This window comes from Sphaerothrix gracilis Ecp01 (assembly GCF_030405905.1).
In the GTDB taxonomy this organism is placed as follows: Bacteria; Cyanobacteriota; Cyanobacteriia; order Phormidesmidales; family Phormidesmidaceae; genus Sphaerothrix; species Sphaerothrix gracilis.
Map to the genome: position 1 here is coordinate 1 of NZ_JASATW010000009.1, position 25,021 is coordinate 25,021.

Genomic DNA, 25,021 nt, shown 5'->3' on the forward strand with positions numbered 1-25,021 from the left:
ATCTCAGCCAGTTCGCAACAGCCAGACCCTTGTGGTTGGGCCAGCAGATAGCGCACATAGAGATTGAGCGTGCAATGAGCGGTGGAGGGTTTAGTGAGAATACGCAAAGGACTAAGGGATGCAACACCTTTGAATTTCAACCCACAAATTTACTCAACTGTCAATGCGTAAGTCCTGTTCATACCCAAAATAAGTTTTTTTTGTCTCTCCTGTCCTGCCCTACGCCATATCCCTAATCAGCCCAACCATACCGCCAGCAGTCCGCCGCCTAGCCAGATATAAGAAGCGATCGCCAGCCAAAATAAGACTGTCTCCACAATACTCCGCCCGCCGCCGTGATCGTGCCCTGATTTGGATTCATCGCTGAACCGTAGTCCAGCTAGAATGCCGGTGACTGCCAGAAAGGCCAGATTGAGGAAAAACGTATAGTCAATGGCAAAGCGGTTTTCCTGACCGCTGCCACCGCTAGCCCCCTGGGGCAAAATTCCCAGCAGGCTAAAGCCGTAGTGCAGCACTAAAGAAGTAGCAATCAGCGCCGCAAACAACAGCCCCAAAATATACAGCGCCATCTTCCAGCCGTAGTATTTAGCGTTGACCCGAATGACTGGAAACACCACTAGGTCACTAAAGATGAAGGCCATGACCCCGCCAAAGCTGACCCCATTGCTGTAGAGAATCGCCGCTAGGGGAATATTGCCCATTGAGCCAATGAAGGTAAAGAAAGCCGCGATAGGGCCGATGATAATATTCTCCAATACGGCTAAAAAGCTGAGGCCACCATCCTGACCTGCCCCTATAAACAGAGTTTGAAAAAAGGCCGAGGGCACAAAAGCGGAAATAATTCCGGCGATGGTGAAGCCTACCGTCACGTCTTTCCAGACCATACCCCATTCCATGAAGTATTTGCGGGCTACCTGCTCCCAGCCTTCTTGGCTTTGCAGCTTCTCTTTCCAATTGGTTTGCCCCTCTCCGCTCTCATCTTCCCCTTCCTGCTCTCGCAGTCGCCGCCGCGCTTGGCGAATCATGTCTTTGGGGCGCGTCAGCTTGTAAAACAGCCAGCCAAATAGAATCAGCAGGATGCCGCCGACATACTCACCCACCACAAACTGCCAGCCGAGAAATACGGCAATAATGATGCCCAGTTCAATTACCAGGTTGGTAGAAGCCAGCAAAAATGCCATTGCCGGAACAAAACCCGCCCCTTTTTTAAACAGAGACTTGGTGGTGGCCAGAGCGGCAAAGCTGCAGGAACTTGAAATAAAGCCAAAGAAAGTACCGAGCGCTACGCTGCCGCGTCCGGCTTCTCCCATGACCTTTTGCATCCGATCGCGGGTGACAAACACCTGAATCATGCTGCTAATGATATAGCCTAAAACAAAAGCCCACAGCGCCTGCCAAAAATAGCCCAGAGAAGTCAGAGCTGCCTCTCCGTATAGACTCCAAAAACCGCCACCATCCATATTCTTTATTACCTCTTCGTTTCTCTATTGGGCTGGGAAAGCATCGCTCTAATCAGGACAACCGATTGGGTCAATGCCGACTGACACCGTTTCAATCCCTCGCTTCGGTTGCTGCTTGAAGCCGCATCCAAATCGCGGTAGCAGCATATCTTTTGCGCTACATGGCTGTTTTCCCCGAGCGATATCCCAGATGTAGCCGCAAAGCTGTGTCTCCTACACCCTTCTTAGGAATGAACCCATCTTTGTGCCCTAGGCGTTGTAGAAGACATACTTGATGTCACGGTCACTACGATCAGCGCTACGGTCAGCGCTTGGGAACGGAGAACCCAGATCCTGGTTTGACTTTTGCCCAAGATTGAAAAGCTACTGGCAGCGTTTGAAGGTTCTGTTCGAGATTTAGTTTCGAGATTTGGTTGAAGCACCCATCAGCCCTGAAACAAAATGCAGCTTTCATGGGCTGCATTTTGCTTTTGATGCAGCTCATAGACAAGCTGAGGGCATTAAAACAACTACGACCTTGAGAATTCCGGAATTCTCAAATTCTCATAGGTTGTAACTTAACAACTGAGTGCTATCTCACAACCGATAATCTGGCTTGTGATCTGGCTTGAACTAGAAGCCGCCTGAGCCTCCCTCTCTCGCGGCGATCGCCCCTGTGGCGGCGGCCAGTGAGATTTCCTAAAGACGTTGATGCTGGATTTCGTTTAGGGCAATGAGGGGCGCGGGTGGCTCCTTTAGGAGTGGGCTGGTAGGTTTTAGGTCCGGGCCAGTTGCCGCTGTCGTCGCTTGATCATCAGCAAGATCCAGCGTTTCCAAATGGCAAAGTCTGCCTCGTCTGGTTCCGTTTGCTGCCAGGCAGGACGAGCGGTAATGCGCTCAAACCAGGCGGCAATCGCAGGATAGGTCTGCCACTCAACGCCGAGCCGCTTCAATAGGGGAAATGTTGCTCCGGCGGTAATGTCTGCTAAAGACAGGCGATCGCCGCCAAAAAAGGCTGCCCCACCGAGTTGCTGGTCAAGAAAGCTCAGCACCGTAGCCAGATGTTGGCTGAGGGGTTCATCAAAGCCAGAAGCTTCACTGGCTAAGACCAGAGCGGGCAGCTTTGTTGTCAGCTCATTGACCGTGACCATCTGCACCATACTCATGCGGGCGATCGCCCTTGGCTCTGAGGGGCTGAGCGATAGCGTTGGGTACTGAGCTTCTAAATAGGTCAAAATGGCCAAAGACTCCAAAATGCGCTGGCCGTCGTCTATCAGTACTGGTACGTGGTGAAAGGGACTAATTGCCAAAAAGTCGGCTTGGAACTGTTCCCCGGTGAGATTGACGATTACAGGTTCAAAGGGCAGAGCCTTTTCTAGCAGCGCTAGCCAGACCCGGCGGGCAATGGGCGATAGGGGATGGTAATAAAACGTCAGCATGGCGGCTCCTAGTAAATAATGTAATCTTGCCGGTATTAAAACCGATCGGTCTTTTTTGAGTCAAAAAATTAGGCTTCTATCTTTAAGCGGTTCAGAAAAGGCACCGTAAGCCACGTTTCACCTAATCGACCAGCAATTTCCGCTGATGTTCTAACATGAGCTGCCCAAAGACAGTTCTCATCTCCTACAATAGCGATTCCTAGCAAGGGGTTTCCGGTGTGCAGACAGCGGCGATCGCCAGCGTTGTCAGGGCGCCAGAGGTTAGGTCAACTCGGTGTATGGCGTGATGGTTAGTGTCAGCAATATATAGATGATCAGCGGTAAGGGCGAGGCCGGAGGGTTCCGCTAGCTGAGCTGCCTGTTGGGGCCACTGGGTTGTGCAGGCTTGGGTTTGCAGGTTGAGGCGTTTGATTTTGTGATTGTAAGTATCGGCAATCCACAGCACTCCGCCCTCAGCGGCCACTCCTAAGCAGTGCTGCAGCCGCGCCCTAGAGCCAATGCCATCGCGATCGCCAAAGCCAAAGAGCTGGCCGCTGCCGCAGAGAGTGCGCACCGTTGGCGGCTCGGTCAGCGTGACCGCGCGGATGGAGCTAGTTTCGCTATCGGCTACGAAGAGGGTCTGACCGTTGGTGGTGAGGCCACTGGGCTGGGCAAAGGCCGCCTCGGCCACGCTGCCATCGACGCAAAATTCAGCCCCAGTGCCAATCAGGGTTTGACTGGTGCTACGCGTTAGATCAATTTGCCAAATCTGATGCGCCCCAGTCATTGAGACATAAAGGCGATCGCCTACCTGAGCCAGATCCCAGGGGGAATTTAGCGGTACCTCTAGCGCCCTGCCGCCGTGGGGAAACAGGCAGGCATTCTGAACCCCCGTCCCGGCGACGGTAGCTACCTGCTGCTGGCTCAAGTCCACCCGTCGGACAAGATGATTGCCCGTATCGGCCACATAGAGCTGCTGCCCAGAAGAGTCTAGGCTCATGCCCTGGGGCGATCGCCACTGGGCTGTGGCCCAAGTCCCATCCTGCATCCCGGCAATACCGCTGCCTACAATGGCTTTGAGCTGCCCTGCCAGCGTGGTAAGCAAAAGTCGATGGTGCCCCGTATCAGCAATGAAAAGTGTGTCGCTGGACTCATCGGCCAGCACGGCCAGCGGAAAAGCTAGCAGACTGTCTGGAACCGTCTGAGCGGCTGCACCACTAGAACTAGCCGGGGTATGAGTCGGGGCCGCTGTCATCTGCTGAATTAGCGCCTCTAAAGCTGGCCGCTGTCCTTCGCCAGAACGGGTCGCTATCACGTAGCCCGCCGGATCAATCAGCACAAACGTCGGCCAGGCCCGCACCGCATACTGATCCCACAGCCAGCCATCGACATCGATCACAACTGGGTGGGTGATGCCATAGCGCTGTATTGCCTGTTGGACATTTTCTGGCTTTTGCTCGTGGTCAAACTTGGCGCTGTGAACGCCAATTATCGTCAGGTGGTCGGCGTAGCGGCTGGCTAAATAGTGCAGGTCGTCTAGGATGTGCAAACAGTTGATGCAGCTATAAGTCCAGAAGTCGAGCAGCACTACCCGGCCTCGCAGCGATCGCAGCGACCGGGGTGAACTATTGAGCCAGGGAGCCTGCTGCGGCAGCTCTGGAGCGCGAACCCGAACCATAAATATCCGTGTTTATTTCAGCTTAGAGAATATCTCTCTGTGCAGAGAATATATTTGTTTCTAAATGTAAACATGAGAACAACAAGTAAATTTTAGAACTTTAAGGAGCTATTTATGACAAGCCAAACGATGAACAAAAACAATAGCGTGATTGCTAGCTTCAGCGATCGCCAGTCAGCTATTGAAGCCAAGAGCACCATTACGGCAGCAGGCATTCCGAACGAGAAGATCGCGATTGACGACTACATCAAACCCCGCAGCCAGGTAGCAGCTATCGGTACGACGGCAGGCGGTGAAGCCGGTCTTTGGCTCGGACTGGGCTATGGCGGCGTTTTGGGCATTATTGCAGCGGCGGCTCTATCGTTTTTCAACGGTGGCACCCTAGACAACTCCCTTTTCAATCGGCTAGTGATTCTGGGCATTGCCGTCGCCGGTGGCGTTGTTGGCGGTATCTACGGCAAGCAGCTTTTCAATGCCCGCTCTCGCAAAGAACAGCAGAAAGCCGATCCTACAATTCCTCGCCAGTTTCGCATTGTGATCAACGGTTCTCAAACCGAAATTGAGCAGGCCCAGCAAGCCCTGCAGTAATCCTCTAGATTCTGCATTGGGGTGATGAACACCCGGAGTGAGATAGCACGCGGTTAGTTTTAACGAAGGTGCGTGCTATCTCAGCGACTATCGGCGCTTGACTCAAAGGTTTCTTATGCCCGATAGTCTTTCTCAGTTCGATGTTGCCGTTGCTGCTTAACAAGAGAGCTGCGATCGCAACAATCTTACTTTTCAACAGCCCAACGAAGATCCCTCTAATGGCTACGTCGCTAGGTACGACATCAAACGGCGACGAATGCTGATTTGAACTAAGGTCGGTTGAAACATAGCAAAAAGGCGGACATCACTCTGATGTCCGCCTTTTTGGCTGAGAAGCCTATCTCAAAAACTGGCCTATCTTAGACCTTCAAAGTTGTAGCCTACTCCTAGCAGAATACTGAAGCCTGTCTCATCAGCAATGCTGAGATTGGCCTGACCATTAGCCGTAAACTGGTCAGAAATTGGCACGTCCACCCCAGCACTGATTAAACCCGCCACTTCAGAATCGTCTTCTGTAGAAATGGCAACGCCACCGCCCAAGTAGGGCACAGCGACCCGATTCCCTACCCCAACGGCTCGGTTCACGAAATTGTAGGTAACAGGCACGATGAAGGTCACATCCTCATCAATTACCGCTGCGGGTCGTAGAGAAAGGCTGTCCGTCAGGGAAAGCTTGCTAATCACCGCAAAGCCGGAGTCTCCTACGGTCGCATCGTCATCAAAGCCAATATTGCCGCCGATGCCAATGAAGTTACGGCTGACGCCAGCGCGGTTGCGCGGGATCAGCTGGGAAAGTTCTGTTTGAGATACCTCTACGGGGGCAAGCTGTAGCGGTTCAGTACCCAGGTCAGCCGCCGTCGGATTTTGAGCCTGAGCTGGCAGCGCCAAGGCCGCTAGCGCAACCGGCAGCAGTGCCCAGAAACCGACAGGATTTGTCAACAGACGTAAAACAGTCATAGCAAATGCTTCTCTAAAATTTGGTAAGGGTCTCAGTCAATGTCAGTCTTGACTTGGCAATGAGACTTATCTGCTGTCATTTTGAGGGGCTTTGGTAATTCTACTTTCTACCTAAGGAAGGAAACTTAGCTGAAAATCCAGGATTCTCTCTATTTCTGGGTGACAGTAGCGCCATATTGGGTCTGCATTGAGAAATATTTATCAATCTGGCCGCTGCTGCCGGGAGCCTTAAATCTCAGCCCGGTTTATGTATCTCACCTTACATTGTCTGGCGCTAAATCAACCCATGATAGCTAAGCAGCTAGTTTGGGCTGACGCGGCTGGTACGGTGTAGGGCAGGTAGGGGAACTTGAAGATGCGTATCCTTTTGGTGGAAGATGATAGCCATTTAGCCGCCTCCCTCTCAGAAGCTCTTGTCGCCCAGCGCTACACCGTTGATATTGCCCCCGATGGGGAAATAGCCTGGCAGCAAATTCAAATTCTGCCCTACGATTTGACGCTGATGGACGTGACTTTACCCCAGCTAGATGGGCTAGCTCTGTGTCAAAGAATGCGATCGCGGGGCATAGATTCTCCGGTTCTGATGTTGACGGCCAGAGATACCAGCCGCGATAAAGTTGCGGGTTTAGATGCCGGAGCCGATGCTTACCTGGTCAAACCCTTCGACCTGCTAGAGCTAATCGCCCAGATTCGCGCCCTGCTGCGGCGTGGCCAAACCAGCAGTAGCCTAGCCCTGACCTGGGGTGCGCTTCGCCTCAACCCTGCTACCTACGAAGTCAGTTACCAAGAAACGCCGCTGCGGCTAACCCCCAAAGAATTTGCCCTCTTAGAACTGCTCATGCGTCAGGGACGCCGGGTGCTGAGTCGTCACTTTATTCTGGAATCTCTCTGGCAGCTTCAGGATCCCCCCGGTGAGGAAACGGTTAAAGCTCACCTCAAAGCGCTGCGACAAAAGCTGCGCCAAGCGGGGGCGGCTCGCAATCTGATTGAAACAATTCACGGTCTGGGCTATCGCTTAGCCAGCCTAGATTAAGCCTGCTTATTCCATACGGGGAAGAATGACAGCAATACAGGTGCCTTCATTCACCTGGCTCTGAACCGTCAGGTGGCCGCCGTGGAGGTCAGTGCAGGTTTGAACCACCGCCAGTCCCAATCCGGTTCCGGGCACCGCGCCGACATTCTGCCCTCGGTAAAAAGCTTCAAAAATTTGTGGCTGAGTTGCGGCTGGAATCCCAATGCCCCGATCGCTGACCTGAAACTGCAGGGTTTCCGCTTCTTCCTTGACCGTTAGCTCGATCGGACTGTTTGGGGGCGAATACTTGGCTGCATTGGCCAGTAAGTTACTCAAAATAGAGTGCATCAGATTTTTATCCAAATAGACCCGCTGCTGAGGATTAACCCCTTGCAAAGTGAGCGTTTGTCCTGGCTTGAGCTGCACCTGCTCCAAGAGCTGCTGGCAAAAAGGGGCAAGTTCGACAATTTCGGGCGCGAACTCTAGCTTGCCTGCTTCGGCGCGGGTCAGCGTCAGAATATCGCTGACGAGCTGGCCCATACGTTTAGCGGCTAGCTGAATTCTGGCAATGATGTTTTGCCGCTGTTGCCAGGTTAGGCTGCCTTGATTAGCCATCAGCGATTGAGCCGAAATAGCGATTACGCTCAGCGGCGTCCGTAGCTCGTGGGAGGCCATCGAAAAAAGACGAAGCTTGAGCTGGCTCAGCTCGCGGGTTTGTTTCAGTTCGCTCTGCCAGCGAGACAGATAGATCAGCAGCGTGATGGTCATCAACGAGCCAATCAATAGGGTGGCTAAGGTACTCCAGAGAGGAGTGTGAGGACGGGTGGGCAAAAAGACAATTTGCCACTGGCGCTGACCTAAAATAATCTGCTGGGTACAGTCTGAGCGCAACGGGCAGCCAGCGATCGCGCTGAGCTGAGTAGCGCCGTTTTGGGGTTTTACCTGCTGCGTTTGCGCTTCGTAGAATCCTAATAGCTGTTCTTCTGCCCTAGCGGCCTGATCAAAAATATAAAAGTCAATTTCGGAGTCAAAATCAGCCAAGGCTTCTTCAACGACATCGGCAACTCGAAAGACGCCTAGAATATAGCCCTGTAGCTGTTGCTGTCTGGTGGTTACGGTGGCTGCCGCCTGCCGATAGATGGGCACAAAAACCAGGAAGCTGTACTGATTGCCTGCGGTTTCTTGCACTAGCTGAATGCGCCCGCTGATGGCGATCGCCCCAGTGTCTCTAGCCTGCCGTAGTGCCTGACGGCGAGTGGGATCAGAGGCGAGATCGTAACCTAAAGCGGCCTCATTAGTCTGCCAGGGTTCTACAAACGTGACGGGTACATAGCTAGAACGGACGGCGGCTGTGACTAGAGAACCGCCTTGTGGCGGGCGCTCCGTAATTTGGAAGTCGGTTCGCCCCGTTTGTACCTGCAGCCTTTGCTCATAGTCGGCGCGGTCTTTGTGCAGCACCAGCGGTGCCCATTCTAAGGCTTGGATGCCGGGAAAAGTAGTGACCGCCCGCTGCACAAATTGCCTGAAGGCTAGCTGATCAACCTGATTGTCTGTCGCGGTATAGAGATCGCTGATAGAAAGCAACAGTTCGTTGTAGCGGTTGACTGTCCGCTGTAAGGCAGTGGTGAGATTGTTGATTTGTTTTTGAAATTCAGCCTGACGGGAAAGTGACTCCCAGCGCCCCACCCAGGCAGTGGCCGTCAGCGTCAGCGTCATCCCTAAGGCTAAAACTGCGCCCGCCGGCAAATAGCGAGATAAGCCAGAATTCACGGATTTCGAGAAAGTGGATCAGGTCAGTGAGCATAAACAAACAATACTGTAGGAGCTTTTCTTAGACAAAAACTAACCCGGTTTCAAAAGCAGAGAATCTTCCCGATTTCTTCCCGACTTCTTCCCGTTTTTTTGCCGCGATCGCCCCTAAGCTAACTGCAACCTGATAGGCAAAGCCCGTTATTTCTATCTCTAAACGGTAGCATTTTTTACGTTTACTCAAAATAAATTCAGCCCAACGAGTTTACTCTTCACTTAGGTTTTAGCCATGATGAAACGCCGACATCTACTGAAAACCAGCGCGGGATTTGCGGCTGGCATGACCTTAGTTAGCAGCTTGAAAGCCTGTAGCAGTAGCCCCTCTACTACTTCTGCCGCATCGGGTACAGCGGCAGACAAAGCGACAGATGCCAAGCTGACGGTGGTTCAGGGAGGTGGCTTTCCCAACAGCTTAGATCTGCACCGGGTCGGCACCAATCGCCCTGCCTATGGTGTCTCTTGGGCTATGTACGATCGCCTGATGACCTTTGGCAAGAAAGAGCTGCCGGATGGCTCCGTTTCCTATGACTACACGGTGCTGGAGCCGGAGCTGGCGGAAAGCTGGGAGCTGGCTGAAGACGGCCTCTCTGTCACGTTCACACTGCGCCCGGACGCGACTTTTCACGACGGCGCTCCGGTGACGGCTGCGGACGTGAAATGGTCTTTTGATCGAGCGGTTTCTATTGGCGGCTTTCCCACTTTTCAGATGAAGGCCGGGGCGCTGGAGAGTCCAGATCAGTTTGAGGCGGTAGACGATCGCACCTTCCGAGTGAAGTTTTTGCGGCCTGACAAGCTGACCATGATTGATCTGGCCGTCCCTATTCCCATCATTATCAATTCGGCATTGGTCAAACCTAATCTGACCGCAGACGACCCCTGGGGCGCCGAGTGGCTCAACGCCAATGACGCTGGCAGCGGGGCCTATAAGCTGGGAGAGTTTAAGCCAAATGAGCGCATTACTCTAGTGCGGTTTGAGGCGTGGAAGTCTGGGCCGCTGCCGCAAATTCAAGAAATCATTTGGCTGAATGTGCCGGAAGCGGGCAATCGGCGGGCGCTGCTGGAAAAAGGCGATGTGGATATCAACTTCAACCTGTCGGAAAAAGATCAAAAGGAACTGGCCGAAATGGGCGATTTCAGCCTGATTTCAACGCCGGTCGAAAACTGTCTCTACTCCATCGATATGCACGCCAATCCCCAGCTCAAAGGCGCAGACAATCCCTTTGCTGATACCAAAGTGCGGCAGGCAGTGGCCTATGCCACTCCCTACGACGCCATTATGGAAACGGCGCTCTACGGTCAGGCGGTGCCGATGTACGGTGCCGGTGAGTTTGACCCCGACTCCGTAGACTGGCCCCAGCCAACTCCCTACAAAACCGATTTAGAAAGGGCCAAAAAGCTCATGGCGGAGTCTGGCTATCCTGAGGGCTTTGAGACGACGATCGCGTTTGATATGGGCAATAAAGAATGGGCCGAACCGACCGTGGTTTTGATTCAGGAAGCGCTGGCCGAAATTGGCATTCAGGCCAATATTGAGAAGGTGCCGGGCGCAAATTTCCGCTCGGTGCTGGTGGAAAAGAGCCGCCCGATGATTATCAACAACTTTGGCGGCTGGCTCAACTATCCTGACTATTTCTTTTTCTACGCCTATCACGGCCAAGATGCCACCTTCAACGGCAGTTCCTATCAAAATCCGGCAATGGACAAGCTGATTGAAACAGCCCTAGCCACCGAGCCGGGTGAGCCAGCCTATGAGGAAAGCGTCAAAGCGTTTATTGGCTTAGCCTGGGAGGAAATGCCCAGGGTACCGCTGGTACAGCCAAAGCTGTCAGTAGCCATGCAGCCCAATATCAGCGGCTATCAGTACTGGTTTCACCGGCAGCTCGACTTCCGCCAGTTGGAGAAAGCTTAGATGGCCCATCATTCTATAGCTAAGATAGCGGGCCGTCGCCTTTTGGGGGCGGTGCCCAGCGTGATTGGGGTGGTGATTGTGACGTTTTTGCTGACGCGATCGCTGCCAGGAGATCCCGCCGCCTTTTTTGCCGGGCCAGCAGCGACGCCAGCGGCGATTGAGGAAGTGCGGATTAGCCTGGGTTTAGACAAGAGCCTACCGGAGCAGTTTTTGATCTACATTGGCGAACTGGTGCGGGGGGACTTAGGCGTTTCTCTGACAACCGGGCAGACCGTAGTGTACGACCTGATGACGCGCCTGCCAGCCTCTCTAGAGCTGACGCTGGCAGGCTTGGTTTTCGCGATCGCCCTGGCGATTCCCCTCGGCATCCTGGCCGCCACCCGGCCCAACTCCTGGCTGGATCACGGTGTCCGGCTGCTGGCGACAGCGGGGGTGTCGCTGCCCACATTCTTCACGGGGCTGTTTTTGGTATACGTGCTGTATTACCAGCTAGGCGTTGTTCCGGCTCCCCTGGGGCGTCTAGACCTGCTCTATAGCGCCCCGCCTCAGATTACCGGGCTATATCTGATTGATAGCCTGCTGACCGGCAATTTAGCCCTCTTTCGCGTGGCGGCGGCCCAGCTCTTTTTGCCCGCTGTCACCCTGGGACTTTTTGCCCTAGCCCCCCTGACCAGAGTGACGCGGGCCTCAATGCTGGCAATTCTCTCTAGCGACTTCATCCGCACCGCCCGCTCTAACGGTTTGCCGCCCCGGCAGATTTTGTTGGGCTATGCTTTTCGCAATGCCATGCTGCCCGTCGTCACCACGCTGGGGGTGGTCTTTTCCTTTCTCTTGGGGGCCAACATCCTGGTGGAGAAAGTGTTTGCCTGGCCGGGGATTGGCTCCTATGCCGTAGAGGCCCTAGTTGCCTCTGACTATGCGCCGATTCAGGGCTTTATTTTAACGATGGCGCTGCTCTATGTCGTTCTAAATTTGCTGATTGATTTGCTCTATGTCGTGATTGATCCCAGAGCGGGAATGAGGGCCGGATGACGACTACCTTGCAGCATACACGCTACGTGATCCGCCAAAATCCGATTACCTTTGTCGCTTTTGCCCTGTTTGCCGGGCTGGTGCTGTTGGCTGTCTTGGGCCGGGCGATCGCTCCTTATCAGCCGCTGGCAACCAACTCGGCGATCGCCCTGCAGCCTCCCTCCTTAGCCCACTGGTTTGGCACCGACCAGCTAGGGCGAGACGTGCTTAGCCGGGTGATAGTTGCCACACAGCTAGATTTGGGTATTGCCGTGGTGGCGGTAGCCCTGTCGTTCGTTGTGGGCAGCGTCTTGGGACTCTGCGCCGGCTATTTTGGTGGCTGGTGCGATCGCCTAATTTCTCGCCTGATCGACACGCTGATGGCCTTTCCCCTATTTGTGCTGGCAATGGGACTGGTTGCGGCTTTGGGCAATACCGTCACCAACATTATTTACGCCACCGCCATTATCAACTTGCCGCTGTATACGCGGGTAATTCGCTCAGAGGTGCTGGTGCGCCGCGAAGCCGGATATGTTGAAGCGGCCCGGCTGACAGGTAATCGCGACTGGCAGATTATGGCCCAGCATTTATTCCCCAACGTGCTGCCGGTGATGATGGTGCACGTATCGTTGAATATGGGCTGGGCCATTTTGAATGCAGCCGGCCTGTCCTTCATTGGCTTGGGGGTACAGCCGCCCACCCCAGAGTGGGGCATTATGGTGGCCGAAGGGGCGACCTACATTGTTTCCGGTGAGTGGTGGTTGGCGCTGTTTCCGGGGGCGGTGCTGATGCTGGCGGTGTTCTGCTTCAACCTGCTGGGCGATGGCCTGCGTGATTTAATCGACCCCCGCATGAGGACTTGACGCCATGACCCTGCCTCAACCTGCCGATGTCTTAACTCGCCCGCATCCCGGTGCTGCGCCGCTGCTGGCAGTCGATGATCTGGCGGTGGAATTTCAGACCCGCTCCGGCGTTGTCAAAGCGCTAGAAGCCGTCACCTTTACCGTGCAGCCGGGGGAAACCGTCGGCATTGTAGGGGAAAGCGGCTCTGGTAAGTCAGTGACGGCCTTCACTCTGATGGGCGTCCTCGACCGGGCCGGACAGATCACCGCCGGACGGGCGCTATTTCAGTCTGACCAAGTGGCGGTTGACCTGCTGAAAGAGTCGGAATCAACCCTACGACAGCTCCGGGGTAAGGAGCTATCGATGATCTTTCAAAATCCTCGCCTAGCGCTCAATCCCATCCGCAAAGTTGGTAAGCAAATTACCGATGTGCTGCGCTGCCACACGGATCTTGGCAAAAGCGAGCTGCAAACTAGAGCGATCGATCTCCTCACTAGCGTTCGTATTCCCGCTCCGCAGCAGCGCTATGACGCCTATCCCTACGAGCTATCGGGGGGGCTGTGCCAGCGGATTATGATTGCGCTGGCCCTGGCCTGCTCGCCCAAGCTGCTGATTGCTGATGAACCTACGACGGGCTTAGATGTCACCACTCAGGCCACGGTGATGAACCTCATTAAGGAGCTGACCCGGCAGCGGCAGATGGCGACAATTTTAATTACTCACGATTTAGCCCTGGCCTCAGAATACTGCGATCGCGTGGTGGTCATGCACGCCGGACACGTCGTCGAATCGGCCCCCACTGCCGACCTGTTTCGCCATCCCCGCCATCCCTACACCGCCAAGCTGATTGCCGCTACCCCAGAGCCGCACAAGTCCCTTGCTGACCTGACGCCCATCGGCGGTAAGCTGCCCAACCTGAAAGCGGCTCAGATACCTGTTTGTCGGTTTAGCCAGCGCTGCGATCGCTATGAAGCAAGCTTTTGCAATCAGGCGCCGCTGGCCCGCGAGTTTTTGACCGCAGAGCATCAGGTAGCCTGCTGGAAGCCACTGTAGTACTGGTATTAGCTAAAGTCATGACTGCCTTAACTCATACCCCCGCCATCCCTGACACGCTGCTGCAGGTGCGCGACCTCTGCAGGTTCTTTTCAGTGGGCCAAAATGCTCAGCTTCATGCCGTTGATCAGGTTTCATTTGCAATTTATCCAGGGGAAAGTGTCGGATTAGTGGGTGAATCCGGCTGCGGCAAATCCACGCTGATTCGTCTGATCACGCGGCTGCTGGATCCAACGGCTGGCGAAATTTGGTTTGAAGCGACCGAACTCAGCGCGATCGCCGCTCGCCAGTTTCCCCGCCACCCCGCGCGTAAAGCGGTGCAGCTAGTTTTTCAAGATGCCAGCGACAGCCTCAATCCCCGCTTTACCGCCTACGACACGATTACCGAGCCGATTAAGCGTCTAGATAATTTTCATAGCAAAGAGCAGCTACAAACCCGCGCGGCTGAGCTGGCTGAACTGGTGGGGCTGCCGCCGGATTTACTCAGTCGGTTTCCCCATCAGCTTTCAGGTGGCCAAAAGGCGCGGGTCGGCATTGCGCGGGCGATCGCGCTCAGTCCCAAGCTTTTGGTTTTAGATGAACCGACGTCGGCCTTAGACGTGTCGGTGCAGGCGGTGATCTTGCGGCTGCTGGCAGATCTAAAAACGCGGCTGGGCATGAGCTATCTGTTTGTCTCTCACGATTTGAACGTGGTACGGCTGCTGTGCGATCGCGTTTTGGTTATGTATCTCGGCCAAATTGTGGAATCTGGCCCGGTAGATCAGGTGTTTAGTCAGCCCCGCCATCCCTACACGGAAGCCCTGATTTCAGCTATTCCCAGCTTTACGGCTAAGCCCCGTCCCATTGCCCTCTGCGGCGAACCCCGTAGCCCAATCAATCCCAGTGCGCAGGTGTGTCGCCTTTATGGCCGCTGCCCTAAGGGGGAGGAGCGCTGCCAGCAGGTGATGCCCAGCCTGACTGAGATTGACCCTGCTCACCAGGTAGCCTGCCATTTTCCGGTCAACTCGCCCGCCCCGTTTGAGTGAGGCTGCCTATGCGTGCGGCAATCCAGGCTACCCATAAATTGACTTTTCTAAGGTTAACGCTGGCGATATTAGTTAAACTCTGTGGGTGTTCTAGACTCTAATCAATAGCAAAAGCTTATAAAGCAAACAATATTTGTCTATAAATAGACTGTTGACAATGATATTTTTATTGTTGTTAGACTAATGTCTATGATTTAGAGAAAGTAATGCTTCAGTTTTTGCTGCAAACCGTCTGGCTCATTCCTTGCTATCCCTTGTTGGGCATGGTGCTATCAGCCCTATGGACGCCCTCGATTATTCGCCGTACCGGGCCGCGACCTGCCGGATACGTCAACTTGATGACTACTTTAGCCGCTTTTGTTCACGCGATTGTGGCTTTTTTAGAAGTATGGCAGCAGCCCCCTGTCTACGAGGCTTTTTCTTGGCTGCAGGTGGCGGATTTGAACCTTTCTGTGTCCATTGAGATTTCAGCCGTTACCCTAGCGGCCATCATCGTCCTGACCGGGCTGAACCTGCTGGCTCAGCTCTATGCGGTGGGATATTTGGAGATGGACTGGGGCTGGGCGCGATTTTTCTCGCTGCTGGCGCTGTTTGAAGCGGGTATGAGCGGTCTGGCCCTGTGCAATTCGCTCTTTTTCAGCTACATCCTGCTGGAGATTTTGACCCTAGGCACCTACCTGATTGTGGGCGTTTGGTATAACCAGTCCCTGGTGGTAACCGGGGCGCGAGACGCCTTTTTAACCAAGCGCATAGGGGACTTGTTCTTGCTGATGGGGGTTTTGGCTATTTATCCTTTAGCAGGCACCTGGAACTTTAACGAATTGGCGCAGTGGGCCCAGACGGCGACGGTCAACCCCACCATCATGGCGCTGCTGGGGCTGGCTCTGATGGCGGGGCCAATGGGCAAGTGCGCTCAGTTTCCCCTACATCTGTGGCTAGATGAGGCGATGGAAGGCCCGGTTCCCGGAACCATTCTGCGTAACGCGGTGGTCGTCGCCACTGGAGCCTGGGTGCTGATTAAGCTGGGGCCAGTGCTGGTGCTTTCTCCCTTTGTGCTGCAGGCCATTGTGGCTGTGGGAGCGGCAACGGCGGTCGGCGCTACGCTGATTGCGATCGCCCAAATTGATATCAAGCGAGCGCTATCTTATTCCGTCAGCGCCTACATGGGACTGATCTTTATTGCGGTAGGCACGCAGCAGATTACCGTTGCTTACTTGCTGATGCTGGCTCATGCGCTGGCGATGGCGCTATTGGTCATGAGCACTGGCTCAGTTGTGCTTAACAACATTACCCAAGACCTGACACAGCTTGGCGGTTTGTGGAGTCGTCGCCCGATTTCTGGACTGAGCTACCTAGTCGGCGCAGCGGGGCTGGTGGCGATGCCGCCTCTAGGTGGCTTTTGGGCAATCTTGGCGCTAGCAGACGGCCTCTGGCCTAGCCGTCCGGGCCTGTTTGTGACGCTGCTGGCCGTCAATGCCCTGACAACTTTTAGTCTAGTGCGCGAGTTTGGCCTGATTTTCGCTGGCAGACGGCAGCAGATGACGGTGCGATCGCCCGAAAATATCTGGTTAATTACGCTGCCCATGACGGTGCTCGCCGGTTTCACCCTGCACCTGCCGCTGATCATGCAGAGCCTCAACCTGCTGCCGCAGTGGGCCAGCTTGAATCACGACGTGGCGCTGCTGCTCACCTGGTCAACAGTGACTGGGGCAACGCTGGGCGCATTTCTCTATGTGGGGCAAACCGTTGCTAAGCCCATCCAGCTACCGGGTAAAGCTCTGCAAAGCTTTTTTGCCTACGACTTTTATACGCCCAAGCTCTATCGCTCCAGCGTCGTGCTGGCCGTGGATTGGCTCTCACGCATCACCGACTGGATTGATCGTCATATTGTTGACGGCGTGGTCAATTTAGTTGGCTTTGCCTCCCTCTTTGGCGGCGAAACGCTGAAGTATGGCAACGTCGGCCAAACCCGCTTCTACGTACTGACGATTCTCTCTGGGGTGGTGCTGCTGATTTTGTTAGTGAGCTGGCCGCTGTTTGCTTCTATTTGGACGCAAAGGCTTTGGCCTGTTTCTTAAGACTAGGCTTAACCCTATGCGCCCCAACTATTTCCGACCCTTATCTTCCATTCACCTGCCGTTGCTTAGAACTAAACTATGCTGAGCGCACTTATTTGGCTCCCTTTTGTCGGCGCGATCGCCATTGGCTGCCTACCAAAGTCCATCACAGCGCCACGCCTGAAGCTGGGATCGCTGCTGATCTCAGGCGGAGTGCTGCTGTGGACGATTTGGCTCATGAGCCAGTTTGATCTGAGCAGTCCTGCCCTCCAGTTTTCAGAAACGCTGCCCTGGTTAGAAACCCTGGGGCTAAATTATGAGCTGGGGATAGATGGCCTGTCGCTGCCGCTGGTGGTGCTCAACAGCCTGCTCACCTGGATTGCCATTTACAGCAGCCGCGAGCATACCGAGCGCCCCCGGCTGTTCTATGCCCTGGTGCTGTTAGTGAGTAGCGGCGTTGCCGGGGCGCTGCTGGCCCAAAACCTGCTGCTCTTTTTCCTGTTTTATGAAATTGAGCTAATTCCCTTCTATCTGCTGGTGTCCGTGTGGGGGGGAGAAAATCGCAGCTACGCCGCTACTAAGTTTTTGCTCTATACGGCCACTTCCGGCGCGCTAATCTTAGCCGCTTTTCTGGGCCTCATCTGGCTCAGTCAAGCGACGAGCTTTTCCTACAGCGCTCTACTAGAGCAGTCATTACCCCTCGGCATTCAGTTCTTGCTGCTGGGGGCTCTGCTGGTGGGCTTTGGCATCAAGACGCCCCTAGTTCCCTTACATACCTGGCTGCCTGATACCTATGTAGCTGCTTCTACGCCCGTGGCAATTTTGCTGGGGGGCGTCTTGGCGAAGCTGGGCACCTACGGTATTTTTCGCTTTGGTATGGGCCTGTTTCCGGAAGCCTGGGCTACCATTTCTCCCTGGCTAGCTGGCTGGGCAGCGGTCAGCGTCTTGTATGGCGCAATGGCGGCGATCGCCCAAAAAGATATCAAGCGCATGGTGGCCTATAGCTCCGTCGGTCATATGGGCTATGTGCTGCTGGGCGGCGCCGCCATGACCAATCTCAGCCTAGTGGGAGCGGTAGCCCAAATGTTTGCGCACGGCCTGATTCTGGCGCTGCTGTTTCACCTGGTCGGTTTAGTCGAAGCGAAAGTCGGCACCCGTGACCTGACAACGCTCAACGGCCTGATGAACCCCGTACGAGGACTGCCACTGGTCAGTGCCCTGCTGGTACTGGGCGGCATGGCTAGCGCCGGTATTCCGGGACTGGTAGGCTTCATCGCAGAATTCGTTGTTTTTCAGGGCAGCTATGCTGTCTTCCCGGTACAAACTCTGATCTGCGTCGTGGGGACTGGTCTGACAGCGGTCTATTTCGTTATCCTGCTGAACCGCACCTGCTTTGGTAAGCTCGATAACGCGATCGCCTATTTTGGCAAAGTCGAATGGTTCGAGCGCACCCCAGCCTTGATTTTGGCCTGGCTGATTTTCCTTTTAGGCGTTCAGCCCGGCTGGCTAATGCGCTGGAGCGAAACCACAACCCAGCATATGGCCGCCATTCCTACCCCGCGACTGGTAGAACCCACTTTAGAGTCACCCCCGCATTTGGCTCAAACTGCTCCTCGGCTGTAGCAGGCATAGAAAGTAGGGAGACGTGGCGGAGCTAGCCTAAAGGCCTCGTCTTTCCCTCTCCCGCCCCGTCCCTGACCCACATTCACGACTCATCACTCACCATGACCCCTACCCTTACCCAGCTCCCGGCCTCCCAGCATCCCTTCGCTGATATCGTGCATCGTCTGGAAGCCGGCGGAGCCATGCTGCCCGACACGCCGGAAAACCTGAAGCAAATTATTGGCATTTACAAAGCTTATGCCGTGCCGATGGACTTCTACTGGCGTAACCTGCTGTACATTGCCGAGCGGGTCTTTCTCAATCCCCTGCCCCTCTTTAAATATTTTCTGCCCCAGGAGTACCTGGATCTGCCTAATCACTATGCCGGAGACAGCGCTGATCTGCGCATCTGGCGTGGTGAAGCGACGGCTCACCCAGAGCTGCAGGCTTTTATCGCAAAAGGAGAGGTTAACCGTAAGCTGCCCAAGCTGATACACCATCTCTGGCACGATCGCATCAACATGGAGTTTGCCGAAGCCTGTATGCGCGCCATGTTCTGGCACCGAGATATGGGCGGCCAGTTTGATCCGTATTTGGATACGGATGAGTACAAAGCTAATGCCGATCGCGCCATTCGGGCCTATTTCAAGGGCAATCCGGCCATGTTGGGACTGTATAAGCTGTTCCCGGAAATGTTTATTGAGCAGGTGCGACAGCTTTCCTACTACGCCAATTTGGGTTTGTTTTGGGAAGTGATGGCGCCGGTGTTTTTTGAGATGTCCGATCTCTACGATGAGGGCAAGCTGACTAGCGTCCCAGACGCGATGAATTTCTTGGTCAACGGCATTTTCGCGGTGGCAGGTCGCCCCATCTATCACCACGTTTACATTGGGGATGACTGCTACGAAATTGTGCCCAAGTCTAAGGGCTTTACCTGGCTCTATGAAGCCGCTCTGCCCTATGTGGAGGCCATTTTTTACCGTACGACCCCCTTTCGCGGCACCAAGTCTTACAACGCCCAGGCACAGGAAGTCCCAGCCGATCAGCACGACTTTCACTACGGCATCCTCTATGCAGATGTCTTCCCGGTGGGTTCAGCCGGAATTCCTCCTACGCTGCTAATGCAGGACATGCTGCATTTCTTACCGCCTTACCTGGTGGACTACTACCAGCAGCACTGCCGGGGTGAGGATGACATGCTGATTCAGCTGGGCATTTCTTTCCAGCGATCGATGTACTGCGTCACCTCAGCCGTGATTCAAGCTTTACGCGGGGCACTACTTTATCCATTGGATGACCCAAATCCTAAACACCTCAAAGCCAATCGGGCCTTTTTTGAAGCCCAGCTCGATCGCTTCAAGCGTCCCGAAGCCCGCCTCCGGGATATTCAACATCAAGACTATCGCTAGGAGAACACAATGCGACAGATTTTAGATGAGCTGAATCCGTTTTTTTGGATGACGGCAGTTTATATTTGTTTGCTGCTTGGGGTAGAGCAGTTCCCGGCAAGCAACTCGGCTTTGCTCTGGACAGAAGGGCTTGATCCAAAAGCATTTAGTCCCATCGATCAGTAATTTATTTTGACTTGCTTTAACATGGCTGACATTGTTGATATTGCTTTGGGTACCCCAGGATTTGAAACGCTAGTGGCGGCAGTGAAAGCGGCTGACTTAGTTGAGACTCTCAAGTCACCCGGCCCCTTTACCGTGTTTGCGCCCACTGACCAGGCTTTTGCCAATCTGCCACCTGGCACGGTACAAACCCTGGTGCAAAATCCGCCGCAGCTCGCCCGCATTTTAAAGTTTCATGTAGTTCCGGGGCGGCTAATGCAGGCTGATTTAGCCCAATACCAAACGGTGACTTCGGTAGAGGGATCTCCTATTCCCATTGATATGACAGATAATTTTGAAGTTAAAAACGCGACCGTCATTACCCCCGACGTTGCCGCTGATAACGGCGTGATTCACGTCATCGATCGCGTCATTTTGATGGGATAAGCCGTCGCTATCTCTCTTGAGCCAAAATCTGAATAGGTTCTACTCAGGTTGAGGCAATCGATCTGCTCTTGGTGCTTGAAACCGAGCCGCGTGGTAAAGCGGCAGATTATCAGTCCTTGAGCACCAAGAGCAGTGATAGGTTCTTAGATCCAGGGAGCATTCTCTAGCAGGACGTTCAGCATCGCTTTGAAGTTTTGGCGTAGCAAAACGGCTAGCAGGCCACAGGTCATAGCGGTAGCCGCCATTACCCATTCAAAATGAGTCACTTGCCAAATGCCGCCAAACAGAGCGAAGGCAACCAGTCCGGCCCCGGCACCGCCGACAAAGAAGGCGCTTACTTCTTTGATAGTTGACTTGGAGATAGATGAGCTTGAGTCTAGATCTGGCTTATCATTCGTCATGGTAGTGAGTAAATAAAGGCAGGTCTAGGAATAAGTTTAGGAGAAGTAAAGCGGCTTCGTCACGGTTAGCTCTAAACTATCTGAGCGGGCACAGGGGCTTGAGAATTCCGGAATTCTCAGTAGCTTGCAGGTGGATTCTCGCCTACGCAGCACCCAGGCTGTCGGCGGACCTGCCCCCGGAACTTAGTAGGTTTTATCGAACGGGTATAGCGATCGCTGTCTGCTTTATGGGTCTTTATCTGCAATATCAAAAGCATCATTTTGTAGTAGAAAATTCTGCTAAAAACAGAAGAACGGGCCTATCATTTAGATCATTTCCTAACGCGAGACAGTCTGAAGCTGAACTGGTAAATTAGTGGCCTAAATTTCTGGCCTGTAACTCCGCATTCTTTTAATTAGGATACGGAGTTTTAGTCAGCTATGGTCGGCGTGATTAGAGCCTGGCTGGGTCAGCGTGGAAGCGTTTAACAGAAAAAACTAGTTATTGATGGGCGGCATCAGGATTGCGCCATGCTGCAAAGCCTGAAAGTATTGCTGGCTGTCATCTCTGAATTTCTACAGACCCAGCTCGCTCAGGGCATGCAGTAAAGCTTCTGGCGTATAGGGTTTGGGTAAAAAGGCTGACACGCCTAAGTCCTGGGTTATTTCCTTTTGTTCATTAGAGGCAAGGCCGCTGGTGGCAATTAGCTGTACCTGGGGTTCGATTTGCCGCAAAGCGCGGATGACGGCCTCACCGCCCATTTTGGGCATCATGAGGTCAATCAAAACGGCGCTGATCTCTGGGCCATACTGCCTGTAAAGCGCAATAGCTTCTATACCATCGCAGGCCGTGAGCGCTCGGTAGTTATAAGCTTCCAAAATGGTTTTGGTGATCTCTCGAATCGGTCCTTCATCATCTACGACCAAGATCATCTGGCCCTGTCCCGTGTCGGCCTGAGGATTGACCAAAGACTGACCCGCCTCGGCATTGACTGCGGGCAAGTATATTTTGAACTGAGTGCCCTGCCCTGACTGGCTAGCTACCTGAATAAACCCTTTATGACTTTTAAGAATACCAATCACCGTGGATAGTCCCAGCCCTGTGCCCTGTCCTGCGCCCTTGGTGGTGAAAAACGGCTCGAAGACGCGATCGAGTATCTGCGGCGAAATGCCGGTGCCTGTATCTTGAACCGTGATCATCACATGAGGTCCTGCCTGAGCCTCTGGATGTCCCTGGGTGAGATTTGGCTCCACCCAGACATTTTTAGCAGTCAGGCTCAACTGACCCCCATCTGGCATGGCGTCGCGGGCGTTGACGCAAAGATTCATCAAGACCTGATGTAGGTGAGTGGTGTCCCCGGTCACCATCCACAGATCATCGGCAACGCTGGCTGAAATTTCAACTGATTTAGGAAATGTGTGCTCAATTAGCTGATTCACTTCAGAAATCAGATTTTCCACGGGTATCATCTGATATTGCCCTTCAATGCCGCGAGCAAATGTCAGTACCTGTTTGACCAGTTCTGCGCCTCGTTCGGTGCTGTGGGTCAAAATCTCTAGGAATTCGCTGGTTTTCTGATCAATGTCGGGGATGAGGTGAGGTAGGAGCTTTGCAATTCCTAGAATGGGGGTCAGCATATTGTTGAGATCGTGGGCAATGCCGCCCGCCAAGGTTCCCAAACTTTCTAGACGCTGAGCGCGATAAAACTGAGTTTCGAGCTGCTTTTTGTCGGTTATATCCGTACTCACCACCAAAATGAACTTGGGTTGTCCTTCCTCGTCTCGGACCAGTGTCCACCGGCTCTCTACGACAATGACCTGCCCGGTTTTAGTAATCTGCTGCAGTTCGCCTTGCCACTCATTTTCAACGACTAACTTTTGCTGAGCCTCCTCAGCCTGAGTTGACATATCGTCATACAAAAGATCAAAGGAGTTTTTTTCTAAAGCTTCTTCAACCGTCCAGCCGTAAAGACGTTCGGCTCCCTTATTCCAAAATAGAATTTGGTTTCGTGCATCTCGAACCAGAATGGCGTCGGTGGCAATATCTAGCAGGGCTGCCTGCTCGCGAATTTTTTGTTCCGCTCGCTTACGTTCGATCGCATAGCGGATTGATCTCACCAGCAAATCACCCGTAATTTGACCCTTGACTAAATAGTCCTGTGCCCCAGCTTGCACCGCCCGAAGCGCCAGGGTTTCATCATTCAGGCCGGTCGTGACGATGATAGGAGTTTCGCGCTCTCTTTGCTGCAGCTGCGTAAATGTGGCAAATCCCTGACTGTCGGGTAGAAAAAGGTCTAGCAAGATCAGATCGAAGTCATTTTCTCTAAGGCTGTGTATGCCTTGGCTTAGGCAGTCAGCATAGGCAAAGGTGATGGGCACAGAATCGACTTCTCGCAGCAATTCTTGCAGCAAGCGCCGATCGCCGGGGTTGTCTTCGATTAGCAAAACTTGGATGGGGGTTTGGCTATTCACGCCTTACTCCGACGGCAACTGGACGACGGAAAACCAAAAGTCTTCAATGGACTTGATGCTTTTTGTAAACTGGGCCAAGTCAATGGGCTTGGTAATGTAGCAGTTGGCATAAAGATTGTAAGCGCTCATAATATCTTCTTCCGCCTGAGAGCTAGTAAAGATAATCACTGGAATATGCTTTAAGGCTTCGCTGGTCTTGATCATTTTCAGCACTTCTAGACCGCTACGGCGGGGCAGATTCAAGTCCAGCAGGATTAGATCTGGGCAAGCAGACCGAACATAGCGGGCAGTTCGCTTCAAAAAGGTAATGGCTTTCTCGCCGTCATCCATGACGTTGAGATGGTGACAGATGCGACCTTCTTTCAGGACTTCCTGGGTGAGTCTGATATCACCTGGATTATCTTCTACTAGCAAAATTTCGATAGGTTGCATACCGCCTCCAAAAGTCACGATCAGTTCACGCCTCGCTCTGGAATTGTGAAGTAGAAAGTTGCGCCTTTATGGGGTTGAGACTGCACCCAGATACTACCGCCGTGCCGTTCTACAATCTTCTTACAAATCGCCAGTCCAATTCCAGTACCCGCATAGCTGATCCGGTTATTTAACCGCTGAAAGATGACAAAAATTCGTTCAGCATACTGGGGATCAAGGCCAATTCCATTATCCTGGACGGAAAATAGCCATCCATCTTCCCTTTGACTGGCTTTGATCTGAATCTGGATAGGGGCCTCGCTGCGAAACTTGATGGCGTTGCTGATCAGATTCTGGAACAGCCGAGTGAGCTGGGCCGGATCTGCTTGCACCTGAGGCAAATTGTCATAGGTCACAATGGCCTCACTTTCGGCGATCGCTACCTTGAGGTTAGCAATTGCCTGCCCGACTACGTCATTACAGTTAGTTAACTCAAAGGCTTGGCCCCGAGTCCCAATCCGGGAATAGGCTAGCAAATCGTTGATCAGCGATCGCATCCGCGTAGCCCCGTCTACAGCGTATTGGATAAAATCATCCGCATCCGAGTCGAGCTTACCCTGGTAGCGACGCTCTAGAATTTGCAGATAGCTAGTCACCATGCGCAGTGGCTCTTGTAGATCGTGGGAAGCAACATAGGCAAACTGCTGCAGCTCCTCATTGGAACGCATCAGCTCCTGCCGCTGCAGCCTTTCCTGCTCTAAGAGCTGAGCCTGGGTCAGAGCGATCGCCATTTGGTTGGCGAGCTGCTGCAACAGTTCGGTTTCAAAGTCAGTCCACTGCCGGGGGCCAGCACACTGGTGGGCAATCAGCAGGCCCCACAGGTCTGCTTGGGTGAGAATGGGCACAACCAGCTTGGCTCGCACCTGTAGCTTTTGCAAAAAGCTGACCAAACAGGGCGGCACCTGCTGATCTGAATTAACATCGGCTAGCCTGCGAATCCGACCCTGCCGATACTCTGCTTTAATCTCTTCTGGAAACACCTCTTCTGGAAAGACCACTCCCATCACCTGAGGCAAATTAGGCGATACCGCTTCGGCGACGCTGCTGCCGGTGCCGTCGGGCCAGAGACGATAGATCAGCACCCGATCGGTCTGCAGAATTTTTTTGACCTCAGTGACAGCGGTTTGCAGAATGTCATCAATCTGTAGGGACTGGCGGATTTTGAGGGTGACTTCGGCAAATAGATGCGATCGCTGATTTTGGCGCTGCAGCGCCGCCTCTGCCTGCTGACGTTCCTGCACTTCCTGGGCTAGCTCAGCATTTTGGGTCTGCAGCTGCTGCGTCAGCTCCTGCAGCCGCA

Annotated in this window: 21 protein-coding genes and 3 pseudogenes; 13 read left to right on the forward strand and 11 right to left on the reverse strand. The window is 53.7% G+C overall.

Annotated features, from left to right (window positions below):
• The 4 genes and pseudogenes from QJQ48_RS11375 to QJQ48_RS11390 all read right to left on the reverse strand — a co-directional run.
• Positions 1-107, reverse strand: a pseudogene (locus QJQ48_RS11375) (IS701 family transposase); the annotation flags it as partial.
• A gap of 129 nt (positions 108-236) precedes the next feature.
• Positions 237-1,460, reverse strand: a complete 1,224-nt coding sequence (locus QJQ48_RS11380) for a permease (RefSeq protein WP_346291356.1) — start codon at positions 1,458-1,460, stop codon at positions 237-239.
• Between the two features lie 755 nt (positions 1,461-2,215).
• Entirely contained in the window at positions 2,216-2,878 is a 663-nt protein-coding gene (locus QJQ48_RS11385; protein WP_346291357.1) for a glutathione S-transferase family protein, read from the reverse strand.
• Positions 2,879-3,077: 199 nt separating this feature from the next.
• Positions 3,078-4,535, reverse strand: a complete 1,458-nt coding sequence (locus QJQ48_RS11390) for a thioredoxin-like domain-containing protein (RefSeq protein WP_346291358.1) — start codon at positions 4,533-4,535, stop codon at positions 3,078-3,080.
• A gap of 114 nt (positions 4,536-4,649) precedes the next feature.
• Between QJQ48_RS11390 and QJQ48_RS11395 the strand changes: the two genes are divergently transcribed.
• Positions 4,650-5,123 carry a hypothetical protein gene (locus QJQ48_RS11395; RefSeq protein WP_346291359.1) on the forward strand — a complete coding sequence of 158 codons (474 nt, stop codon included), beginning with the start codon at positions 4,650-4,652 and terminating at the stop codon, positions 5,121-5,123.
• 354 nt (positions 5,124-5,477) lie between these two features.
• Here QJQ48_RS11395 and QJQ48_RS11400 read toward each other — a convergent pair whose 3' ends face one another.
• On the reverse strand, positions 5,478-6,080 hold the full coding sequence (locus QJQ48_RS11400) for a hypothetical protein (RefSeq protein WP_346291360.1): 603 nt from the start codon (positions 6,078-6,080) through the stop codon (positions 5,478-5,480).
• Positions 6,081-6,435: 355 nt separating this feature from the next.
• On the opposite strand from QJQ48_RS11400, the gene QJQ48_RS11405 reads away from it, so the two are divergent.
• Entirely contained in the window at positions 6,436-7,113 is a 678-nt protein-coding gene (locus tag QJQ48_RS11405; protein WP_346291361.1) for a response regulator transcription factor, read from the forward strand.
• A 6-nt stretch (positions 7,114-7,119) separates the two neighbouring features.
• Here the strand turns inward: QJQ48_RS11405 and QJQ48_RS11410 are convergent, their stop codons facing one another.
• Positions 7,120-8,862 carry a CHASE domain-containing sensor histidine kinase gene (locus QJQ48_RS11410; protein ID WP_346291362.1) on the reverse strand — a complete coding sequence of 581 codons (1,743 nt, stop codon included), beginning with the start codon at positions 8,860-8,862 and terminating at the stop codon, positions 7,120-7,122.
• A gap of 61 nt (positions 8,863-8,923) precedes the next feature.
• Complete coding sequence (locus tag QJQ48_RS11415) at positions 8,924-9,085, reverse strand: hypothetical protein (RefSeq protein WP_346291363.1); 162 nt, start codon at positions 9,083-9,085, stop codon at positions 8,924-8,926.
• 48 nt (positions 9,086-9,133) lie between these two features.
• Between QJQ48_RS11415 and QJQ48_RS11420 the strand changes: the two genes are divergently transcribed.
• The 10 genes from QJQ48_RS11420 (at position 9,134) to QJQ48_RS11465 (ending at position 20,398) form a co-directional block, all read left to right on the forward strand.
• Positions 9,134-10,810, forward strand: coding sequence for an ABC transporter substrate-binding protein (locus QJQ48_RS11420; protein ID WP_346291364.1), 1,677 nt, complete (start codon positions 9,134-9,136; stop codon positions 10,808-10,810).
• A 15-nt stretch (positions 10,811-10,825) separates the two neighbouring features.
• Positions 10,826-11,842: an ABC transporter permease gene (locus QJQ48_RS11425; RefSeq protein ID WP_346291545.1), complete on the forward strand. Its 1,017-nt coding sequence runs from the start codon at positions 10,826-10,828 to the stop codon at positions 11,840-11,842.
• A complete protein-coding gene (locus QJQ48_RS11430) occupies positions 11,839-12,684 on the forward strand; it encodes an ABC transporter permease (RefSeq protein WP_346291365.1) in 846 nt (281 codons plus the stop codon). The genes QJQ48_RS11425 and QJQ48_RS11430 overlap by 4 nt, the downstream gene beginning before the upstream one ends.
• A gap of 4 nt (positions 12,685-12,688) precedes the next feature.
• Positions 12,689-13,717, forward strand: a complete 1,029-nt coding sequence (locus QJQ48_RS11435) for an ABC transporter ATP-binding protein (RefSeq protein ID WP_346291366.1) — start codon at positions 12,689-12,691, stop codon at positions 13,715-13,717.
• Between the two features lie 20 nt (positions 13,718-13,737).
• Positions 13,738-14,742, forward strand: a complete 1,005-nt coding sequence (locus tag QJQ48_RS11440) for an ABC transporter ATP-binding protein (protein ID WP_346291367.1) — start codon at positions 13,738-13,740, stop codon at positions 14,740-14,742.
• A gap of 206 nt (positions 14,743-14,948) precedes the next feature.
• The gene (locus QJQ48_RS11445) at positions 14,949-16,820 is read left to right on the forward strand and encodes an NAD(P)H-quinone oxidoreductase subunit F (RefSeq protein ID WP_346291368.1); all 1,872 of its coding nucleotides are present in this window, start codon (positions 14,949-14,951) and stop codon (positions 16,818-16,820) included.
• A 78-nt stretch (positions 16,821-16,898) separates the two neighbouring features.
• Positions 16,899-18,422, forward strand: coding sequence for an NADH-quinone oxidoreductase subunit M (locus QJQ48_RS11450; RefSeq protein ID WP_346291369.1), 1,524 nt, complete (start codon positions 16,899-16,901; stop codon positions 18,420-18,422).
• 101 nt (positions 18,423-18,523) lie between these two features.
• The gene (locus QJQ48_RS11455) at positions 18,524-19,810 is read left to right on the forward strand and encodes a CO2 hydration protein (RefSeq protein WP_346291370.1); all 1,287 of its coding nucleotides are present in this window, start codon (positions 18,524-18,526) and stop codon (positions 19,808-19,810) included.
• 9 nt (positions 19,811-19,819) lie between these two features.
• Positions 19,820-19,975: a hypothetical protein gene (locus tag QJQ48_RS11460; RefSeq protein ID WP_346291371.1), complete on the forward strand. Its 156-nt coding sequence runs from the start codon at positions 19,820-19,822 to the stop codon at positions 19,973-19,975.
• A 21-nt stretch (positions 19,976-19,996) separates the two neighbouring features.
• Entirely contained in the window at positions 19,997-20,398 is a 402-nt protein-coding gene (locus QJQ48_RS11465) for a fasciclin domain-containing protein (protein WP_346291372.1), read from the forward strand.
• A gap of 143 nt (positions 20,399-20,541) precedes the next feature.
• On the opposite strand, the gene QJQ48_RS11470 is transcribed toward QJQ48_RS11465, so the two are convergent.
• Positions 20,542-20,799 (reverse strand): hypothetical protein, encoded by a 258-nt coding sequence (locus tag QJQ48_RS11470; protein ID WP_346291373.1) that lies wholly within the window; start codon positions 20,797-20,799, stop codon positions 20,542-20,544.
• Between the two features lie 270 nt (positions 20,800-21,069).
• Here QJQ48_RS11470 and QJQ48_RS11475 point away from each other — a divergent pair.
• Positions 21,070-21,150 (forward strand): annotated as a pseudogene (locus QJQ48_RS11475) (DNA starvation/stationary phase protection protein); the annotation flags it as partial.
• A gap of 204 nt (positions 21,151-21,354) precedes the next feature.
• On the opposite strand, the gene QJQ48_RS11480 reads toward QJQ48_RS11475, so the two are convergent.
• From QJQ48_RS11480 to QJQ48_RS11490, 3 genes and pseudogenes are all read right to left on the reverse strand, one after another.
• A complete protein-coding gene (locus QJQ48_RS11480) occupies positions 21,355-23,250 on the reverse strand; it encodes a hybrid sensor histidine kinase/response regulator (protein WP_346291374.1) in 1,896 nt (631 codons plus the stop codon).
• A gap of 3 nt (positions 23,251-23,253) precedes the next feature.
• Complete coding sequence (locus QJQ48_RS11485; protein WP_346291375.1) at positions 23,254-23,682, reverse strand: response regulator; 429 nt, start codon at positions 23,680-23,682, stop codon at positions 23,254-23,256.
• A gap of 20 nt (positions 23,683-23,702) precedes the next feature.
• Positions 23,703-24,965, reverse strand: a pseudogene (locus QJQ48_RS11490) (sensor histidine kinase); the annotation flags it as partial.
• Positions 24,966-25,021 lie beyond the last annotated feature (56 nt).

What these genes read in the sequence shown, in the direction of transcription:
- QJQ48_RS11380 (WP_346291356.1), bottom strand. Translation starts at nt 1,460, where the DNA reads ATGGATGGTGGCGGTTTTTGGAGTCTATACGGAGAGGCAGCTCTGACT.
- QJQ48_RS11385 (WP_346291357.1), bottom strand. Translation starts at nt 2,878, where the DNA reads ATGCTGACGTTTTATTACCATCCCCTATCGCCCATTGCCCGCCGGGTC.
- QJQ48_RS11445 (WP_346291368.1), top strand. Translation starts at nt 14,949, where the DNA reads ATGCTTCAGTTTTTGCTGCAAACCGTCTGGCTCATTCCTTGCTATCCC.
- QJQ48_RS11435 (WP_346291366.1), top strand. Translation starts at nt 12,689, where the DNA reads ATGACCCTGCCTCAACCTGCCGATGTCTTAACTCGCCCGCATCCCGGT.
- QJQ48_RS11390 (WP_346291358.1), bottom strand. Translation starts at nt 4,535, where the DNA reads ATGGTTCGGGTTCGCGCTCCAGAGCTGCCGCAGCAGGCTCCCTGGCTC.
- QJQ48_RS11455 (WP_346291370.1), top strand. Translation starts at nt 18,524, where the DNA reads ATGACCCCTACCCTTACCCAGCTCCCGGCCTCCCAGCATCCCTTCGCT.
- QJQ48_RS11405 (WP_346291361.1), top strand. Translation starts at nt 6,436, where the DNA reads ATGCGTATCCTTTTGGTGGAAGATGATAGCCATTTAGCCGCCTCCCTC.
- QJQ48_RS11470 (WP_346291373.1), bottom strand. Translation starts at nt 20,799, where the DNA reads ATGACGAATGATAAGCCAGATCTAGACTCAAGCTCATCTATCTCCAAG.
- QJQ48_RS11395 (WP_346291359.1), top strand. Translation starts at nt 4,650, where the DNA reads ATGACAAGCCAAACGATGAACAAAAACAATAGCGTGATTGCTAGCTTC.
- QJQ48_RS11430 (WP_346291365.1), top strand. Translation starts at nt 11,839, where the DNA reads ATGACGACTACCTTGCAGCATACACGCTACGTGATCCGCCAAAATCCG.
- QJQ48_RS11460 (WP_346291371.1), top strand. Translation starts at nt 19,820, where the DNA reads ATGCGACAGATTTTAGATGAGCTGAATCCGTTTTTTTGGATGACGGCA.
- QJQ48_RS11440 (WP_346291367.1), top strand. Translation starts at nt 13,738, where the DNA reads ATGACTGCCTTAACTCATACCCCCGCCATCCCTGACACGCTGCTGCAG.
- QJQ48_RS11485 (WP_346291375.1), bottom strand. Translation starts at nt 23,682, where the DNA reads ATGCAACCTATCGAAATTTTGCTAGTAGAAGATAATCCAGGTGATATC.
- QJQ48_RS11420 (WP_346291364.1), top strand. Translation starts at nt 9,134, where the DNA reads ATGAAACGCCGACATCTACTGAAAACCAGCGCGGGATTTGCGGCTGGC.
- QJQ48_RS11450 (WP_346291369.1), top strand. Translation starts at nt 16,899, where the DNA reads ATGCTGAGCGCACTTATTTGGCTCCCTTTTGTCGGCGCGATCGCCATT.
- QJQ48_RS11400 (WP_346291360.1), bottom strand. Translation starts at nt 6,080, where the DNA reads ATGACTGTTTTACGTCTGTTGACAAATCCTGTCGGTTTCTGGGCACTG.
- QJQ48_RS11465 (WP_346291372.1), top strand. Translation starts at nt 19,997, where the DNA reads ATGGCTGACATTGTTGATATTGCTTTGGGTACCCCAGGATTTGAAACG.